We start from the raw sequence: 18,004 nt of genomic DNA on the forward strand, positions 1-18,004 counted from the left end.
GCCACCGAGCATTTATTTTAGATGCATGCCGCAGATTTTGCGTTGTTTCAACGCTGGGTCTGGCGCGCAGGGCGAAAATAGCCGGTGGCACACCTGCAGAAACGTTGCAGGCCGCCCGAGGGCGGCCTGCTGATGGGAAGGGGCAGGCGAAGGCCTGCATGCTGCGGATGGGCTGAGAGGGGGCTCTCCCGCGTTCTACTCGGCCGTGGCCAGCAGGCTGGCGTTGCCGCCGGCGGCGGTGGTGTCGATGCAGAGGTGGCGCTCCACCACGTAGCGCTCCGGCGCGATGGTCTGGGTCTCCAGCGGCACGATGGCTCCGTCGCGCTCGGCGAGTGCCCGGCGCAGCTCTCGGGTCCAGTCGCTGCTGCCGGCGGCGGCCACTGCCACGAAGCCCTCGACCGCGGTCAGCGTATCTGCCGAGACGCGGCCGTCGATCCCGGTGACCGGCGCCCCGGCCCGCTCGAGGGGCTGTACGGCCTCGACCGCGCCCGGTGCGACGACCAGCGCCGGGCAGCCGGCACCGAGCGCCTGCACCGCCTGGGCGACGGCGATATCCAGCGTCGGACCGAGACAGAGCACCGGCCCCTTGGGGTACATCGCCAGCCGGTTGCTCTCTCCGGTCGGTCCCGGCAGCGACTGCGGCGTCATGTCCAGAGACGCCGCCTCGGCCAGCGCCTTGCGGATCACGCCGCGTTGGCCGGAGAGCGCCCGGCGCAGCACCTCGACCCGGTCGGGCCGCGCCGCCCAGTTGCGCGGGTCGAGGCCGTCGAGGGCCGACTGCAGATCGCCGATCGACACGGTGTCCCCCGTCGGCGCCTCGTGACGCTCGACCTCGGCGGTGCGGCGAAAGCGGGTGACGTAGAGCGGCCCGCCGGCCTTGGGTCCGGTGCCCGAGAGTCCCTCACCCCCGAAGGGCTGGGAGCCGACGATGGCGCCGATCTGGTTGCGGTTGACGTAGACGTTGCCGACATGGATCCGCTCGACGATCTGCTGTACGCGATCGTCGATGCGGGTGTGCAGGCCGAAGGTCAGCCCATACCCCTTGGCGTTGATCGCATCGACCACCTCGTCGATCTCCCGCGCCTTGAAGGTGGCCACATGCAGCACCGGCCCGAAGATCTCACGCTCGAGATCACCGATGCCGTCGACCTCGACCACCGCCGGGGTGACGAAGGTGCCCACCTCCGGGGCGGGCAGCGTCTTCAGCAGCTTGCCGGCCTTGCGCTGGGCTTCCACGTAGGCGGTGATATCGGCCTGGGCCTCTGCATCGATCACCGGCGAGACATCGGTGTCGGTGTTCCAGGGGTCGCCGATCACCAGCGCGTCCATGGCGCCGTCGAGCATGGTCAACAGACGCTCGCGTGCCTCCTCCTGGACATAGAGCATGCGCAGCGCCGAGCAGCGCTGGCCGGCCGACTGGAAGGAGGAGATCAGGATGTCGCGCACCGCCTGCTCGGTCAGCGCGCTGGAGTCCACGATCATGGCGTTGAGTCCGCCGGTCTCGGCGATCAGCACCGCATCGGGCCCGGCGTTCTGGGCAAGCGCCTTGTGGATGATCTGTGCCACCTCGGTGGAGCCGGTGAAGCAGACGCCGGCGATGCGCGAATCGCTGGTCAAGGGGCCACCCACCGTCGGCCCATCGCCGGGCAGCAGCTGCAGCGCCGCCTCGGGCAGGCCGGCCTCGCGCATCAACTCGACGGCCCGGGCGGCGATCAGTGGCGTCTGCTCGGCGGGCTTGGCGAGTACGGCGTTGCCGGCCCCCAGCGCGGCCGCGATCTGGCCGGTAAAGATCGCCAGCGGGAAGTTCCACGGACTGATGCAGACGAAGAGACCGCGGGCGCTGCCGGGCTCCTCGGCCTCGAGGCGCTCGCTCTCGTTGGCGTAGTAGCGCAGGAAGTCCACCGCCTCGCGCACCTCGGCGATGCCGTCGAACATCATCTTGCCGGCCTCGCGGGTGCAGATCACGGTCAGCTCGGCGATGTGCTCCTCGTAGAGATCGGCGGTCCGGCGCAGCACCTCGGCGCGCTCCGCCGCCGGCCGCGCCGACCAGTCGCGGTAGCCATCCTCGGCGGCGTCCAGCGCGGCGGCCACCTCTTCCTCGGTCGCCTCGTGGACCTGGCCGACCACCCGGGAGGTGTCGGCGGGGGAGAGCATGTCACGCGCCTTGCCCTTGGGCGCCGGGCCGCCGGCGAGCATCGGACCGGCGGTCCAGGTGGTATCGGCGAAGGCCTCGCGGGCCTCGATCAGCGGCAGGATCGAGGCCGGCTCGTTGATCCGGTAGCCCCGGGAGTTCTTGCGCTCGGGGGCGAACAGCTCGCCGGGCTGGCGGATCGACGGGCTGGCGATGGCGCCGCCCAGGCGCTGCATCTCGGCCACCGGATCCTTGGCGACCTCGCTCGGCGGGATGGTGTCATCCACCACCTGATTGACGAACGAGGAGTTCGCCCCGTTCTCCAGCAGGCGGCGTACCAGGTAGGCCAGCAGGTCGCGGTGTGCGCCGACCGGGGCATAGATGCGGCAGTGGGTGCCCTCCGACTGCTTGACGATATGGTGGAGCGACTCGCCCATGCCGTGCAGGCGCTGGAACTCGTAGCTCTCCTTGTCGCCGCCCGCCATGGCGATGATCGCCGCGCAGGTATGGGCGTTATGGGTGGCGAACTGCGGGTAGATGCGATCGCGCCGGTCGAGAAGCATCTGCGCGCAGGCCATGTAGCTGACGTCGGTGTTGACCTTGCGGGTGAAGACCGGGAACGTCTCGACGCCCATCTCCTGGGCCAGCTTGATCTCGGTGTCCCAGTAGGCGCCCTTGACCAGCCGCACCATGATCCTGCGGTCGTAGCGCTCGGCCATCTCGTGCAGGGCCTCGATCATCGGCGCGGCGCGGCGCCCGTAGGCCTGCACCACCACCCCGAAGCCGTCCCAGCCGTCGAGCTCCGGGTCGTCGAGCAGCGCCTCGATGACGTCCAGCGACAGATCCAGGCGGTCCTGCTCCTCGGCATCGATGTTGAAGCCGATGTTGGCCTTGGCCGCCTGCTTCACCAGCTCCTGGGCCCGGGGCACCAGGACCCTCATCACGGTATCGCGGTGTGTGTATTCGTAGCGCGGATGCAGCGCCGAGAGCTTCACCGAGATACCGGGGCTTGAGCGCACGTCGCCCTTGGCCTGCTTGGCGATCGCCTCGATCGCCGTGGCGTAGGCCTGGTGATAGCGCAGGGCATCGTCATCGGTGCGCGCCGCCTCGCCCAGCATGTCGTAGGAGTAGGTGTAGCCCTGCTTCTCGAGCTCGCGGGCATTCTTCATGCCCTCCTCGATGGTCTGGCCGAGCACGAACTGGCGGCCGAGAATCTTCATCGACTGAGCCACCGCGGTGCGCACCACCGGTTCGCCCATGCGGCGCACCAGGCCGCGCAGCGCGCGCACCGGGCCCTTGGGATCGTCTTCGAGTACCTTGCCGGTCAACATCAGCGCCCAGGTCGAGGCGTTGACCATCGACGAGGAGGACTTGCCCAGGTGCGCGCCCCAGTCGGAGGGCTCGATCTTGTCGTGGATCAGGTCGTCGATGGTCTCCGCATCGGGCACGCGCAGCAGCGCCTCGGCCAGGCACATCAGGCCGACGCCCTCGGCGGTGGAGAGCCCGTATTCGGCCAGGAACGACTCCATCATGCTCGGCGAGGTTTCCTTGCGCACCCGCGCCACGTAGTTGGCGCCGGCCTCGGCGATACGGTGGCGCTCCTCTTCGGAAAGGCGCAGCTGCTGCTCCACCAGTCCCTTCAGCACGCTGGCTTCATCGATCGAATAGTGGTCGCGGATGCGCGCGCGGAGGACGTTCTCGACCCCCTGAGGACCCGGGGTGGCGTGATTCATGGTTGATCTCTCCTGCTAATGGCCCCGGTCGCGGGGCCACGTGGTGTTGCTGGTTTCGGCGCCCTCGGGCACCGAATTACCGCTCGATATGCTGATACTCGCCGGCATCGGCGGTGGCGAGGCTCACCGCCATGATGGCCACCCAGGCGGCGATGAAGCCGGGGATGATCTCGTAGACGCCGGGCCCGCCCATGAAGGAGCCGTTCCAGCCCAGCGAGATCCAGATCATGACGGTCGCGGCCCCTGTCACCATGCCGGCGATGGCGCCGGCGCCGTTGGTGCGCCGCCACATCAACGAGAGGATGATCAGCGGGCCGAAGGCCGAGCCGAAGCCTGCCCAGGCGTTGCTGACCAGCCCCAGCACCTGGGAGTCGGGGTTGGAGGCGATGATCACGGCGACGATGCCCACCAGCACCACGCAGAGGCGACCGATCGTCACCGTCTCCTTGTCAGATGCCTGCTTGCGCAGGAAGAGCCGGTAGAAGTCCTCGGTCAGCGATGAGGAGGAGACCAGCAGCTGGCTGGAGATGGTGCTCATGATCGCCGCGAGCAGCGCGGCATAGAGGAAGCCGGTGATCAGCGGATGAAACAGCAGATCGGCGAGAATGATGAAGATGGTCTCCGGGTCCTCGACATCCATACCGTTGCGCACGGCGTAGGCCCGGCCGAAGATGCCCAGCGACACGGCGCCGATCAGCGAGATGGCCATCCAGGACATGCCGATGTTGCGCGCTATCGGGACCTCCTTGAGGCTGCGGATGGCCATGAAGCGCACGATGATGTGCGGCTGACCGAAGTAGCCAAGCCCCCAGGTCACCGCCGACAGCCAGCCGATGACCGTCAGCCCCTCGGTCCAGGTCAGCAGGGTGGGGTCTACCTCGTTGAGCGTCTGTGAGGCCTGGGAGTAGCCGCCGCCGCCTTCGCCGAAGAGTACCACCGCCGGCATGATCACCAGCGCCAGCATCATGATGCAGCCCTGCACGAAGTCGGTCAGGCTGACGGCCAGAAAGCCGCCGATGACGGTGTAGGCCAGCACGATGCCCAGAGTGATGACGACTCCCGCTGCATAGTCGCTCAAACCGCCGAAGTTGAATATGCCGGCGAAGGCGCTCTCGAACAGCTTGCCGCCCGCCACCAGGCCGGAGGCGGTGTAGACGGCGAAGAAAACGACGATGACGATGGCCGACACCGTCCTCAGCGACAGGGCGCGGGTCGGAAACCGGTTGGCCAGGAACTCGGGGATGGTGATCGCGTTGCCGTAGTGGACGGTCTGCTCACGCAGACGGGGGGCGACCAGGGTCCAGTTGAAGAAGGCGCCCACCAGCAGGCCGATGCCGATCCAGGCCGAGCCGAGCCCCGACACGAACAGTGCCCCGGGCAGCCCCAGCAGTAACCAGCCGCTCATGTCCGAAGCGCCGGCGGATAGCGCGGCCACCTTGGGGCTCAGGCCGCGTCCGCCCAGCATATAATCTTCGGACGACGAGGTGGCCTTCTGCATCGCATAAACGCCGATGGCGATCATGAGTACGAAGTAGCCTATTAGGCTGATCCATACACCAGTTTCCATGAAAACTCTCCAGTTCATCAGGGCGGAGCCTGGCTCCGCGTCGTTGATGCCTGTGCCGAGGGGTCGGCAATCGGGCACCGCTTTCTTGGCTTTTTTATCTCGATGGCACTATGCCGGGGCTCTTGGGGTATTGCGGCGATTCGTTTTCTGGGTGGCCTCCTTCGATGAGTGCGGTATTCGGTACCGGAGCGCCTTCTGCACTGCGCCGGCGCCATGCGGGCGAGGTTGTTGCAGCCTGGCCTTACCCTGACTGTAGGTGCTTGGCGCCGGTGATGCTTGTGGATTCCGCGGGAGTTGTTGCAAAAAACGCGTGACTTGTACGACGATAGCGTTAGATAGATAGACTTTAGTCTTAGCTTGTGGTGAGGGCAGTTTGCCTCAGGCGGCTCGGCGGTTGGCCATAGCTCTCGCGACAGGCGCGGGAGAGGGCGCTCTGGCTGCTGAACCCCGTCAGTTCCGCTATCTCGGTCAGCGATAGGTGAGTGTCATCGAGCAGCCGGCGGGCGGCCTCGAGACGACGGCGTCGCACGTATTGCCAGGGCGTGAGTCCGGTCTGGTGGCGGAAGCAGTGTCGGAAGTGGGCCTCGCTGAGACAGGCCACCCGGGCGAGGTCGGCGACGCTGAGGCGGTGTGCCAGATGTGCCTCGATGAAACGCTCCAGCCGCACCATATCGAGCCTGGGAGGGGAGGCTGGCGCCTCGCAGGCCAGGCGGGCGTGTAGGCAGCCCAGCAGCGTTGCGGCGAGACGGTCTCCCTGGTGAGCATCGGGTGGCGAGTGTTCCAGCTCCAGCAGCAGGAATGCCATGTAGCGCTTGAGTGGGTCATCCAGGGTAAAGAAGCGCGGGGCATCGAAGAGGCGTGCGAGCTCTCGCTGGGGGCCGGTGAGGGCGGCGGATCGTGTCGGCAGGTCAAGGATGAGCTGGCGGTTGTCGCCGGTACCTGCGTAGTAGTGCACATGGTTGGCCGGCACGATGCAGCCGGAAAGCGCCGAGATGGCGCCGCCGAGTCCCTCGATCTCGAATTCCGCCTGGCCCTGCAGGCCGATCACGACCTGATGGTAGTCGTGAGCATGATGTCGCGTGGCGGTATCGAGGGGGATCTGGCGAATCACGCTGGACATGGCGGTCTCCCTCCGCACAGCGGGCGAAGCACTATCCTACCCCGTGCGGCAGAATGTCTCATTTCACGCTGCGTTGACGCTCGCGCAGTGCCTGACGGCGCGCCAGGTGGGCGCGTAGTGCTTCGAGCTCGTCATGCCCCTTTTCGTCCAGCAGCGGCTTGCCCCTCGCGGCGCGGCCGTGGTTGCCATGCTCGTCCATCAGGCGCTGGGCCCGACGGCGCACGCCATCCAGATAGTCGTCGTGGCGGATTGGGTACCCCATGATGGTGTTCCACTCGCTCTCGTCGACACGGCTTTCCAGCGCCTGGTCGAACAGTGTCAGCAGTCGCTCGGGGTCGGTACGAAAGCGTGGAGTGCCGGAGAGCAGCAGCAGGCCGACCATGCCGCCGAAGATCAGCAGGCAGACGACAAAGACCAGCAGGTAGAGGGCCATGGCAAGCTCAGGCGTGGCAGCAGTATGGGTGCGAAGGCACGGAGGGGAGTAGAACCTGGAGCGGGTGAAGGGAATCGAACCCTCGTCTTAAGCTTGGGAAGCTTCTGCTCTACCATTGAGCTACACCCGCGAGTGGTTTTCGATAGTAAAACCAATACCTTGCCCATTGCAAGTCGTCTTGTGGGTTTCCTGTTCCTGCGGCGGTAACCCGTTGTTTTGTGAAGACTGCCGGGAGCCGCGGAACCGCTGTCGGGCCTGCCCTGCCGGCCTAAGGGTGTAGACCCCGCACCGTCAGCTTATTCGATATATCGGTGAAACGGCGTCAAGCAGCTGTTTTCATTAGCGCTCTGCTCGAAAAATAATGAAAAAATTTTGGCTTGTCGCGAACTTTCTCGCCAACGGCTGTCTGACTCTGTACAGCCAGTCGCGATAGCAGTCGCTAACACTGTTGCTCCGCTGGCAGTTTCGATCGCATCTTGGCCGTTCCTTCGGGAGCGGCCTTTTTTTTCTGGGTCGATGCGGCCGTTCCCGATGGCAAGAGGGTGGCTGGAGAGGGCAGGCTTGCTGGTGCCAACATGTTTGCCCCGTCGATCGACGGGGCGGGGAAGGACAGTTGAGCGCCGCTCAGGGGTCAGCGGTGGCGCATGCGCAGGATGGCGTCGAGTACGTCGCGGCGGGTCACGATACCCACCAGTCGATTCTGTTCCACGACCGGGTAGACCTTGGGCTTGTTGCCGAGCATCTCCTGGGCCAGGTCGGTAATGCTCTTGGTGGGTGACACCGTGAGCACCTCGTGGCGCATCAGGTCGCTGACCAGCGGCGGCTCGTCGTTGAGATAGGCACTCTCCAGCACCTTGCCCATCACGTCCTGTTCCGAAATGAAGCCGATGAGTAGATCGTTTCCATCGACCACCGGTGCGCCGGGCAGGCGATGCAGGGCAAGCCCGTGGGCCAGCGTCGCGACCGAGGTCCTGTCGGTGACCCGGTAGCAGTCGCGGGACATGATCTCACGTACGATGGTGGGAGCCTTGTTGGCCATGAGGGTCTCCTTGTGCCGGTTTGCTCTTAGCATAGCCGACCATGATGGTTCCCCATCTAACCCGGGCGAACCACCTTCAACGCTTGTGGTTCCGGGGGAACCCGGGATGCCGTCACTCCCTCAAACTGTCACCATCTTATGTTCCCTGGAGGTTATCCATGGATGCACGCGAATACCTCGCCCGAAAGGGGCTGGATGGCGAGCGCGACCGCGAGCGCCCCAACACGCTGGAAGAGAAGGCCTGGGCGCGCGCCCGGGGGGCCGGTGACCACCGCCCCCGGGCCGGTACGCCCCACGACTGGGAGGAGTGGGAGCGTTATCATGGCGAGCTGGCCGAGGGTGCCGACTCCATCGATCAGAAGATCGACCATGAAACCCATCGGCAAGCTCTGTTCCATGAACAACCCCTGGCTCGTGAACAGGATGCCTCGGCGGAAGACACGAGCGTGGGCACCTTTATACCGCCAGCGCAAGAGGGGGGCGCCGTCGGCCACTCCCCGGCGTCATCCGACGCGGTTTTCGAGGCACCGCCTCGTGTGCGCCTGGCACTGCGCATGCTGGCGATCCTGTTGCCGCCACTGGCCCTGGGGCTCGCCGGGCTGGGGGCACGCCCCGTGCTGATCGCCCTGGCGTTGACCCTGCTGGGGTGGGTGCCGGGAGTGATATATGCCTGGTGGCGCCTCTCGCGCCACTGACATCGCCATGCCGCTTGGCAGCGTTCTCGCCTCAGGTGTAAGCTTGGTAAACTTTAATTTTGGTATAGGGTTTACCGATGGGTTTCCTGATTGGCGTTACCGTGCTCTGGGCGTTCTCCTTCTCGCTGATCGGCGTCTACCTCGCTGGTCAGGTGGACAGCTACTTTGCGGTGCTGATGAGGGTCGCACTGGCGGCGCTGGTCTTCCTGCCGTTTCTGCGCCCACGACTGCTGAAGGGGCGCCAGCGCTGGGTGCTGATGGGGCTGGGGGCGGTTCAGCTCGGCGTGATGTACCTGTTCTTCTACCAGTCGTTTCTGCTCCTTTCGGTGCCGGAGGTGCTGCTGTTCACCATCTTCACGCCGATCTATATCACCCTGCTCGATGATGCGCTGTTCGGGCGCTTTACCCCCTTCTATCTGATCACTGCCTCACTGGCCGTGCTGGGGGCCGCGGTGATCCGTTACGACGGCGTTGACGGGGGCTTCTGGATGGGTTTTCTGGTCGTGCAGGGCGCCAACCTCTGCTTCGCCCTCGGTCAGGTGGGCTACCGGCGGCTGTCGGCCGAGCTGCCCGCGTCGTTGCCGCGCCACAGCGTCTTCGCCTGGTTCTACCTCGGGGCCCTGGTCGTGGCGGTGCCGGCCTTCGCCCTGCTCGGCAATGCCGCCGCGCTGCCCTCTACCGACGTTCAGTGGGGCGTGTTGCTGTGGCTGGGGCTGGTCGCCTCCGGCCTGGGCTACTTCCTGTGGAACCTCGGCGCCGTGCGGGTCGATGCCGGGGCCCTGGCGATCATGAACAATGCGCTGATTCCGGCGGGGCTGGTGGTCAACCTGGCGATCTGGAACCGGGATGCCGACCTCGTTCGGCTGGGGTTGGGAGGGGGTATCATCCTGACGGCTCTGTTGCTCAACGAGTGGTGGGTGCGTCGGCGATCCGCCTCGCTGGCCTGAGGTCGTGTTTGCTCGTGGGCAGAGCGCTCGCCATAATGAGCCGCTGAGCTGCGAGAGGCCCCCGAATGTCACCCCAACAGAGAACGGCGAAGGGGCGTGAGACGCCACCCTTCCGCCATATTGGTCTGATCGGCCGCCTGGGCAGCGCCGGGGTGGTCGAAACCCTCAAGCGCCTGATGCGCTTTCTCGACGAGCGTGGCCTGCATGTCATCGTCGAGGATCGCACCGCCACGGTGCTGCTCGATCACGGCCACCCGGAGGCCAGCCGGCGAATGCTCGGTGAGCTGTGCGATCTGGTGATCGTGGTGGGTGGCGACGGCAGCCTGCTGGGTGCGGCTCGTACCCTCTGTCATAGCGGTACCCTGGTACTGGGTGTCAACCGTGGCCGGCTGGGGTTCCTGACCGATATCTCCCCCGACGAGCTGGAGGAGCGGGTCGGCGAGGTGCTCGAGGGGCACTATGAGGTGGAGGAGCGCTTCCTGCTCGATGCCGAGCTCTATCGTGACGATACCCTGATGGGCAGTGGCGATGCGCTCAACGAGGTCGTGCTGCATCCCGGCAAGGCGGTGCGCATGATCGAGTTCGAGCTCTTTCTCGATGGTCAGTTCGTCTACAGCCAGCGCAGCGATGGCCTGATCATCGCCACCCCCACCGGCTCGACCGCCTATTCGCTTTCCGGCGGTGGGCCGATCATGCACCCGCGCCTCGATGTGCTGACCCTGGTGCCGATGTTCCCGCATACCCTTTCGAGCCGCCCCATCGTGGTGGATGCCTCCAGCGAGATCCGTATCCATATCGGTGAGACCAACCAGACCTACCCGCATATCAGCTGCGATGGGCAGACCCGGGCGGTGGCCAAGCCCGATGATGTCCTGGTGATTCGCCGCAAGCCTCAGACGGTGCATCTGGTGCACCCGGTGGGGCACAACTTCTACGAGGTCCTGCGCAGCAAGCTGGGCTGGAGCCATCGCCTGGGGGATTGACGTGAACAAGCGGGCGAGGCTCGAGGGCTATGACCTGATCGGTGATGTGCACGGCTGTGGTGCCACCCTGGCGGCCCTGCTGGAGAAGCTCGGCTATCACCAGCGAGGCGGCGTCTATCGACACCCGCGACGCAGGGTGATCTTCCTCGGCGACCTGGTCGACAGGGGACCGCGCGTGCGGCTGGCGGTGCAGATCGCCTATCGCATGGTGGAGGCGGGCGAGGCGCATATCGTGATGGGCAATCATGAATACAACGCCTTGACCTACTGCCAGCCGGCCCCCTCGGGGCTTGGCCGGGACTGGTTACGCGAACACTCTCCACGCAACAATCGCATCATTCGCGAGACCCTCGAGCAGTACCGTGATCATCCCCAGGAGTGGGAGGAGGCTCTGGCCTGGTTCCTGGAGATGCCGCTGTGTCTGGAACTCGACGGCCTGCGGGTGGTTCACGCCTGTTGGGATCAGCCGCTGATCGACGAGCTCTATCGACGCCGGCCCGACGCTCGTCTGGATCAGGCGTTCCTGGTCGAGTCCACGGCGCCCGGCGCCCGTGCCTTCAAGATTCTCGACCGCCTGACACGAGGCACCCAGATGCCCCTGCCCCTGGGGGTGGCGATTCACTCGGGAGACGGTTTCACCCGGCGCAGCTTTCGCACCCACTTCTGGGCACGCTCACCGCAGACCTGGGGGGATGTGGTGTTCCAGCCGGACAACCTGCCCGATGACCTCGAGCAACGCCCCCTGACGGAAGAGGAGCGGGCCCGCCTGTGCCACTATGGCCTGGAGGAGCCCCCGCTGTTTATCGGTCACTACTGGTGTGAGGGCATTCCGGCGCTGCCGACGGCCAATATTGCCTGCCTGGACTACAGCGCCGTGAAGTTCGGTCGTCTGGTCGCCTATCGCTGGAGTGGCGAGTCGCGACTGAATGCCGACCACTTCGTCTGGCTGCGAGTGCCCCGGGAGGAACAGGTGAGGCCACAGCCGTGGGAGATCGATCTCGATTGATACATACTGTTACAAATTTTGTCGTGTCGGGCAGTGAACTCCCGGCGCCATTCGCCATCAGAGTAGGTGTTCCCTTGAATGATCCCTTGCTCTTGTCCGGCGGCCCCCTCCGCCGGATTTTTTATGCATGGTTGTTTGACACATGCTTTTTTGATGCATGGATTTCTGATGCATGGTCGCCGGGTGTTCGCCGGCGGCGGGTCACCAACCCCGAGGTAATGCCATGTATCGCGTGATGCTGCTGCCCGTGGATGCCGACACCCGTGAGCTGCGCCGTGCCCTCTGGGCGGCGCGGATCGGCCATCGCATCACTGCCGAGGAGGAGGGGCAGCTGTTGTGGCTGGCCGACCCTGCCCAGCATGAGGCGCTGCTGGAGGTGGTGGGACGCTGGCAACGTGGCGAGCCAATGACTGTCGACACCTCGTCTCGCCGTTCTGACCGGTCCGGGGCACTGCTGTCGGTGTGGCGTCAGGCCCCGCTGACCACCGCGACCCTGGGGCTTTGCCTGCTGGTGTTTGCCGCCATGGCGCTATTCGGTGACCTGGTGATCGCGCTGCTGGCCATCGTGCCGCTGGGAATCAGCCCGGCCGGCACCCTGTCGGTGGGAAACCTGTCGGATGTACTGGCCTCGGGCCAGGTGTGGCGCCTGCTGTCGCCCGCCTTCCTGCACTTTGGCTGGATGCACCTGATCTTCAACATGCTCTGGCTATGGTACTTCGGTCGCCAGGTGGAGGCGCTGCAGGGGAGTCGGCGCATGCTGTCGATTCTGCTTGCCGCCGGCATCGGTGCCAACCTGGCTCAGTATGCCGCCGGAACGGCACTGTTCGGTGGCATGTCAGGCGTTGACTTCGCGCTGCTCGGCTATGTCTGGCTGATGTCTCGGCGTGCCCCGGGCAGCGGCTTCTTCGTGCCCCAGATGCTGGTGGTGTTCATGCTGGGGTGGATGCTCTTCACCATGACCGACATGGCAACCACGGTAGGCTTCGGCAATGTGGCCAACGAGGCACACCTGGGCGGCCTGGTCGTGGGCCTGGCCCTGGGCTGGTACCATTCCGGACGCGCCCGCCACCAGCGCTGACGCATCGATTCCCTGGAGAACCTTACGATGAGTGATATGACCTTCGAGCGCATGATCCAGCAGATGAGCCCGTCCATCTACGAGAGCCTCAAGCAGGCGGTCGCCCTGCGCAAGTGGCCCGACGGCCGCCTGCTGACACGCGAGCAGACCGAACTCTGTCTCGAGGCGGTGATGCGTTACGAGGTGGAGAACAACGTGCCGGAGAGCGAGCGCGTCGGCTACCTGGAGCGGCGCACCTGCGGGGGGGCCAGCAGTGGCGAGAACGTCGACCCGGCGCTGGCCGGCCTGGCGCGGGACGCCGGTCGTGACTGAGTCGCTGGTCGTGGCGAGTGAGGTGCAGGGCTGCCTGACCAAGATGGGCATCGTCCCGGGGCAGGGCGGCGAGCCGGCCCACTACACCCTGCGGGCCGGCGAGCAGCGTTTGGCGCTCAATGAGCGCCTGGGCCGGCCACTGACCCTTGCCTGGAGCGGCGCCATCGCCTGCACCCACTGTGGGCGTGCGACGAAGAAGAGCTTTGCCCAGGGCTACTGCTACCCCTGCTTCAAGCGGCTCGCCCAGTGTGATACCTGTATCGTCAAGCCGGAGACCTGTCACTTCTTTGCGGGTACCTGCCGGGAGCCGGAGTGGGCTGAGCGTCACTGCTTTCAGCCGCATATCGTCTATCTGGCCAATGCCTCGGGCCTCAAGGTAGGGATTACCCGTGGTACCCAGGTGCCCACCCGCTGGCTCGACCAGGGGGCGGTTCAGGCGTTGCCGATCATGGTGGTGGAGACTCGCCAGCAGTCCGGCTTCGTGGAGATGCTGTTCAAGGAGGAGGTCTCCGACCGCACCAACTGGCGGGCCATGCTCAAGGGAGAGACCGCCATGCTCGACCTGCCCGCCGAGCGGGACCGGTTGCTGGCGCGTCTCGAGGGGGGACTCGCCAACCTGCGGGAACGCTTCGGCGCCGATGCCATCCGAGTCCTGAATGAGGCGCCGGTGACGCTTGATTATCCGGTGCTGGAGCACCCCACCAAGGTGGTCTCCCATAACCTCGACAAGACGCCTGAGGTGTCGGGCATCCTGCTCGGCCTCAAGGGGCAGTACCTGATACTCGACAGCGGGGTGATCAATCTGCGCAAGTACACCGGGTATGAGGTCAGGGTTAGCGTCTGATACGCGAAGAGGGTGACGCCACGGGGCGATGCGGATGCCTTGGCGGTTCCTGGCCTCTCCATGCCAACAGGCCCCTCGCGGGAGGGGCCTGTTGTACAGGACGTTGTTACCCAACAGCCTTCAGCCGGATTCGGCGGTCGTGGGGTAGGGGTTGTCCGGCATCAGGTTGCGCGGCAGCGCCAGACGGCGGCTATCCTCCTTGGGCCCATAGTGCTCGGCCAGGTAGTCGAGGATGACGTTCTCCATTTCCGGCTGGAACTCCCATAGTCCCTGGGTCTCCTGCATCCAGCGGATCAGTGACTCCCAGTGGCCACGTGTGCCGCTGTTCTGGGTCACCAGCTTGGCGGAGTGACAGACCGTGCAGTTGGCCTTGGTCATCTGCCACCCCTCGGCCTTGATCAATCCCGATTCCGGATCCGTTTCCTGGGCCGCCCCCATCACGGGGAGCGCCAGCAGGAGCGCTCCCAGCATCGGCTTGGCGAGTGCGTGTAAAGGTTTCATGGTATCTCCTAGGCCACCTGAACCGCGATGCGATGGCAGGCGTTGTTGAGATAGCCCTTCGGGTTCCAGCCGGGGACGACCATGGGTTGAGCGCGGCCCTCCTCGTCGGTGGCCTTGGCCCAGACCTCGTAGTAGCCGGGCTCGGGGAACTCCACGGATGTGGTCCAGCGCTGCCAGGCCAGGCGGTTGGGCGCCGCCTTGAGCTCGGCCTTCTGCCAGGTGGCGCCGAAGTCGATGGAGACATGCACCTCCTTGACGGCCAGGTCGCCGGCCCAGGCGTGGCCGCGGACGGTCATGGTCTCGCCCAGGGCGTGGTCGACCCCAGACTTCGGGAAGGTCACCAGCGACTTCACCGGCATCGACTCGATGGTCACGAAGTCTTCCTCGGGCACCACGCTGCCCGGGGCCACCGGGTGCTTGGGTACGCTGTAGGAGGGGGGGCTCATCTTGGTGCCATCGTGCTTCTGGTCGCGGATCACGATGCGCGTGAGCCACTTCCCCGAGACCGAGCCCGGCCAGCCGCCGCACACCACACGCAGGGGGTAGCCGTTGAGATAGGGGATATCCTCGCCGTTCATGGCCCAGGCGATCAGCGACTCATCCTCCAGGGCCTTGGACATGGGCACCCCACGGGAGATCGGGTCCTTGTCGGGGTTGCCGCTGGCGTGGATGTCGGCACCGTAGTAGCCGATGTAGACGGCATCGTCCTTGATCCCGCAGACCTCCAGAACGTCCCGCAGGCGCACGCCGGTAAAGGTGGGGCAGGCCACCGCGCCGGTGGTCCACTGGTTGCCGCTGGCCGAGGGCACATACTCGCTGCGCCCATTGCCTCCGCACTCCACCTGCAGCTGGTAGGTGTGATGCTCGAACTTTTCCTTGAGATCGGCGATCGAGAAGCTCTGCGGGTTCTCGCAGGACTCACCCCCGATCTCGAGCTGCCAGGCATCGACGTCGATATTCTCCAAGGCAGGAGGAATGCCGTTGTTGCGCACGAACATGTGCTTGGCGGGGGTGATATCGTCGTCGAGCAGGTGGGGAGGGGTCTCGGCGTTGATTGGCCGGTCGTTGAGGATGGTCAGTCCCTCCTTGCCCTCGAGGGTGAAGGGTTCGTCGCTCTGGGCCAGTGCCGCGGGGATCAGGCCGCCGGGCATCTTGTCGGCAAAGGGGATGGACCCACCCACCGCCGCCGCCATGGCCAGCATGCTCGAGCGCTTGAGAAAGCCACGCCGGGATACCGGGTCGACCTCACGGTTCCATACCAGCTTGTCTGCCGCCTCGGGGTCCTCGGCGTATAGCTCATGGAGGCCACGGGTCCTGGTGTCGGGGGGTAACTTGGTCATGATTGTTGCTCCTGGCTGGTGCAGGCGCCGTGCTATGGCCGGCGCCATCTTGTCGTTGTCGTGCTCGAGGTCTCACGCACTCGGGGCCATGCTTCTGAAGCCGGACAAGGCTGCCACGAGTTGTCGCCCGGTGGAGGCGTCCTGCCACCACCGAAGGGATGTCGAACACGGGACAAGGATGGCGTATCGGCTAGCCATGATCCAGGCGCTAAGACCAAGGTCGACTTATGACCAAGGTCGATTTAGTTCTGGCGGGGGAGGATGCGCCGGTAGCGGTCGAGACACCTGTCCAGCCAGGCGCCGGAGAGGCGTTGCGGGGGTGTGGTCTCGGGTACCCGCAACTCGAGCAGTAACCAGCCGGTATCGGCGCCGGGCTCGACCAGGCGTGCCGACAGGGTTGTCGGCAAGCCCTCGGGGCGGCACCAGGCGAGTCCGAGGGCATCGCGGTCGAGCAGGTACTGAAAGCGTGTGGCGTCGCGCAGCACGGCGATCCCGCCCTCGGCAAGCCCGCGGGACAGACTCTCCAGGGTGCGGTAGGCGGGGGCACCGGCGGCCCGGCAGGCGTGCTGGCCGGCGACATGGCAGCGTTCGCGAGCCGCGGGAGATGCCGGCCAGCTACCGCCGGCCATTCGGCTGGTCGTGGCAGGGTAGGCGAGGGTGATGGTCACCGCCGGCGTGCCGTCGGCGAGGCGAGCATCGCTGCGGGTGAGCACGCCGTGGCGGAGCTCATGGCGCAGCCAGCGATAGTCGCTGGCCTGCTGGACGGTACCGCGGGCCTGGTCGGCGGTCTGGCTGGCCCCCTGCAGGGAGCGTAACAGGGAAAGGGTTCGCAGAATCACGGTCATGTCTCGTGGTTGACGCTGCCATCTTCCCGGGGGCGGCGACGGAAGACAAGGCCCGAACGAACACCGCCCGGCGCAAGGCCGGGCGGTGATGTCGAACGGGTGAGGCGCCGATCAGGCAGTCGCGGGCTGACCTACCAGCTCCTTGAGGGAGGCCTCGACGATATCCAGGCCCTCCTCGAGCAGTTCATCCTCGATGGTGATCGGCATCAGGAAGCGGATGGAGTTCCCCCAGAAGCCACAGGCGAGCAGGATCAGGCCCTTCTCCTTGGTCTTCTTGCAGAGGGCAGCGGCGAGTTCTGGTGCCGGCGTGCGTGAGGACTTGTCGGCCACCAGCTCGAATGCCGCCATGGAGCCGACGTTGCGCGGATTGTCCACCGCCTCGAACTCCTGTTGCCATTCGGCCATGCGCTTGGCCAGCTTGTCGCCGAGCGTGCGGCTGCGGGCCAGGATATCCTCTTCCTCGATGGCCTCGATCACCGCCAGGGCGGCGGCACAGGCCAGGGGGTTGCCGCTGTAGGTGCCGCCCAGGGAGTTGGGGCCCGAGGCATCCATCACCGAGCCGGTACCGACCACGGCCGACAGGGGCATGCCGTCTGCCAGGCTCTTGGCCATGGTCATGATGTCGGCCTCGATACCGCTGTGCTCCAGGGCGAACAGCTTGCCGGTGCGCGCGAAGCCGGACTGCACCTCGTCGACGATCAGCAGGATGCCGTGCTCGTCACAGATCTCGCGAAGCGCCTTGAGGAAGGAGGGAGAGGCAGCGTAGAAGCCCCCCTCACCCTGAATCGGCTCGATGACGATGGCCGCGGTGCGGTGTGGTGCGATATCGGTCTTGAAGACCGTCTTGAGGGCCTTCAGGGAGTCCTCTTCACTGATGCCATGGTAGGGCACCGGGAAGGGAGCGCGGAAGACATCGCCGGGCATGGGGCCAAAGTCATTCTTGTAAGGCAGCACCTTGCCGGTCATGGCCAGGGTCATGAAGCTCCGGCCGTGGAAGCTGCCGTCGAAGCAGATGATGCCGCTGCGCCCGGTGGCGGCACGCGCGACCTTGACGGCATTCTCCAGCGCTTCGGCGCCGGAGTTGACCAGCATGGTCTTGGCTTCACCGCGCACCGGCGTGAGCTGACACAGTTTCTCGGCCAGCTTCACATAGGGAGCGTAGGAGATGACGGTCTGGCAGGTGTGCATCAGCTGATCGAGCTGTGCCTTGACGGCCTCGACCACCTTGGGGTGGCGATGGCCGAGGTTGAGCACGCCGATGCCGCCGGCGAAGTCGATGATGCGATTGCCCTCGGCGTCCCAGAGCAGGGCGTTTTCGCCGCGGGCAGCGAACTGCTCGGAGGGGCTGGCAGCACCGCTGGCGACATAGCGCTGCTTGAGCTGATTGAGTTCTGCGTTGGTCATGTTGCCTCCTGAATAGTGGTTGGGCG

16 protein-coding genes and 1 tRNA gene are annotated in these 18,004 nt (G+C 65.7%); 7 read left to right on the forward strand and 10 right to left on the reverse strand.

The window, feature by feature from the left end:
- Positions 1–195: 195 nt before the first annotated feature.
- The 6 genes from putA to IOC61_RS02020 form a co-directional block, all read right to left on the reverse strand.
- Complete coding sequence (putA, locus tag IOC61_RS01995) at positions 196–3,864, reverse strand: bifunctional proline dehydrogenase/L-glutamate gamma-semialdehyde dehydrogenase PutA (protein ID WP_195687213.1); 3,669 nt, start codon at positions 3,862–3,864, stop codon at positions 196–198.
- Positions 3,865–3,940: 76 nt separating this feature from the next.
- Positions 3,941–5,431, reverse strand: coding sequence for a sodium/proline symporter PutP (putP, locus tag IOC61_RS02000; RefSeq protein WP_195687214.1), 1,491 nt, complete (start codon positions 5,429–5,431; stop codon positions 3,941–3,943).
- 352 nt (positions 5,432–5,783) lie between these two features.
- The gene (locus IOC61_RS02005) at positions 5,784–6,551 is read right to left on the reverse strand and encodes a helix-turn-helix transcriptional regulator (RefSeq protein ID WP_195687215.1); all 768 of its coding nucleotides are present in this window, start codon (positions 6,549–6,551) and stop codon (positions 5,784–5,786) included.
- 58 nt (positions 6,552–6,609) lie between these two features.
- Positions 6,610–6,984, reverse strand: a complete 375-nt coding sequence (locus IOC61_RS02010) for a hypothetical protein (protein ID WP_195687216.1) — start codon at positions 6,982–6,984, stop codon at positions 6,610–6,612.
- Between the two features lie 56 nt (positions 6,985–7,040).
- Positions 7,041–7,114, reverse strand: a tRNA-Gly gene (locus IOC61_RS02015).
- A 501-nt stretch (positions 7,115–7,615) separates the two neighbouring features.
- Positions 7,616–8,023 (reverse strand): CBS domain-containing protein, encoded by a 408-nt coding sequence (locus IOC61_RS02020; protein ID WP_195687217.1) that lies wholly within the window; start codon positions 8,021–8,023, stop codon positions 7,616–7,618.
- Positions 8,024–8,181: 158 nt separating this feature from the next.
- Here IOC61_RS02020 and IOC61_RS02025 point away from each other — a divergent pair, with 158 nt between their 5' ends.
- From IOC61_RS02025 to IOC61_RS02055, 7 genes are all read left to right on the forward strand, one after another.
- Positions 8,182–8,718, forward strand: coding sequence for a YqaE/Pmp3 family membrane protein (locus IOC61_RS02025; RefSeq protein WP_195687218.1), 537 nt, complete (start codon positions 8,182–8,184; stop codon positions 8,716–8,718).
- 77 nt (positions 8,719–8,795) lie between these two features.
- Positions 8,796–9,665 (forward strand): carboxylate/amino acid/amine transporter, encoded by an 870-nt coding sequence (locus tag IOC61_RS02030; RefSeq protein ID WP_195687219.1) that lies wholly within the window; start codon positions 8,796–8,798, stop codon positions 9,663–9,665.
- 65 nt (positions 9,666–9,730) lie between these two features.
- Positions 9,731–10,648: an NAD(+) kinase gene (locus IOC61_RS02035; protein WP_195687220.1), complete on the forward strand. Its 918-nt coding sequence runs from the start codon at positions 9,731–9,733 to the stop codon at positions 10,646–10,648.
- 1 nt (position 10,649) lies between these two features.
- A complete protein-coding gene (locus IOC61_RS02040) occupies positions 10,650–11,654 on the forward strand; it encodes a metallophosphoesterase (protein WP_195687221.1) in 1,005 nt (334 codons plus the stop codon).
- A gap of 223 nt (positions 11,655–11,877) precedes the next feature.
- Positions 11,878–12,732, forward strand: coding sequence for a rhomboid family intramembrane serine protease (locus IOC61_RS02045; protein WP_195687222.1), 855 nt, complete (start codon positions 11,878–11,880; stop codon positions 12,730–12,732).
- A 27-nt stretch (positions 12,733–12,759) separates the two neighbouring features.
- Positions 12,760–13,044: a YeaC family protein gene (locus IOC61_RS02050; protein WP_195687223.1), complete on the forward strand. Its 285-nt coding sequence runs from the start codon at positions 12,760–12,762 to the stop codon at positions 13,042–13,044.
- A 43-nt stretch (positions 13,045–13,087) separates the two neighbouring features.
- Positions 13,088–13,888 (forward strand): DUF2797 domain-containing protein, encoded by an 801-nt coding sequence (locus IOC61_RS02055; RefSeq protein WP_195687270.1) that lies wholly within the window; start codon positions 13,088–13,090, stop codon positions 13,886–13,888.
- Between the two features lie 120 nt (positions 13,889–14,008).
- Here the strand turns inward: IOC61_RS02055 and IOC61_RS02060 are convergent, their stop codons facing one another.
- The 4 genes from IOC61_RS02060 to gabT form a co-directional block, all read right to left on the reverse strand.
- The gene (locus IOC61_RS02060; RefSeq protein WP_229332856.1) at positions 14,009–14,389 is read right to left on the reverse strand and encodes a hypothetical protein; all 381 of its coding nucleotides are present in this window, start codon (positions 14,387–14,389) and stop codon (positions 14,009–14,011) included.
- Positions 14,390–14,397: 8 nt separating this feature from the next.
- The gene (locus IOC61_RS02065) at positions 14,398–15,729 is read right to left on the reverse strand and encodes a sulfite oxidase (RefSeq protein WP_195687224.1); all 1,332 of its coding nucleotides are present in this window, start codon (positions 15,727–15,729) and stop codon (positions 14,398–14,400) included.
- A 242-nt stretch (positions 15,730–15,971) separates the two neighbouring features.
- Positions 15,972–16,568 (reverse strand): hypothetical protein, encoded by a 597-nt coding sequence (locus IOC61_RS02070; RefSeq protein ID WP_195687225.1) that lies wholly within the window; start codon positions 16,566–16,568, stop codon positions 15,972–15,974.
- A gap of 117 nt (positions 16,569–16,685) precedes the next feature.
- Positions 16,686–17,978, reverse strand: coding sequence for a 4-aminobutyrate--2-oxoglutarate transaminase (gene gabT / locus IOC61_RS02075; protein WP_195687226.1), 1,293 nt, complete (start codon positions 17,976–17,978; stop codon positions 16,686–16,688).
- Positions 17,979–18,004 lie beyond the last annotated feature (26 nt).

Origin of the sequence: Halomonas sp. KAO, from assembly GCF_015595025.1 — a bacterium.
Classification (GTDB): domain Bacteria; phylum Pseudomonadota; class Gammaproteobacteria; order Pseudomonadales; family Halomonadaceae; genus Halomonas.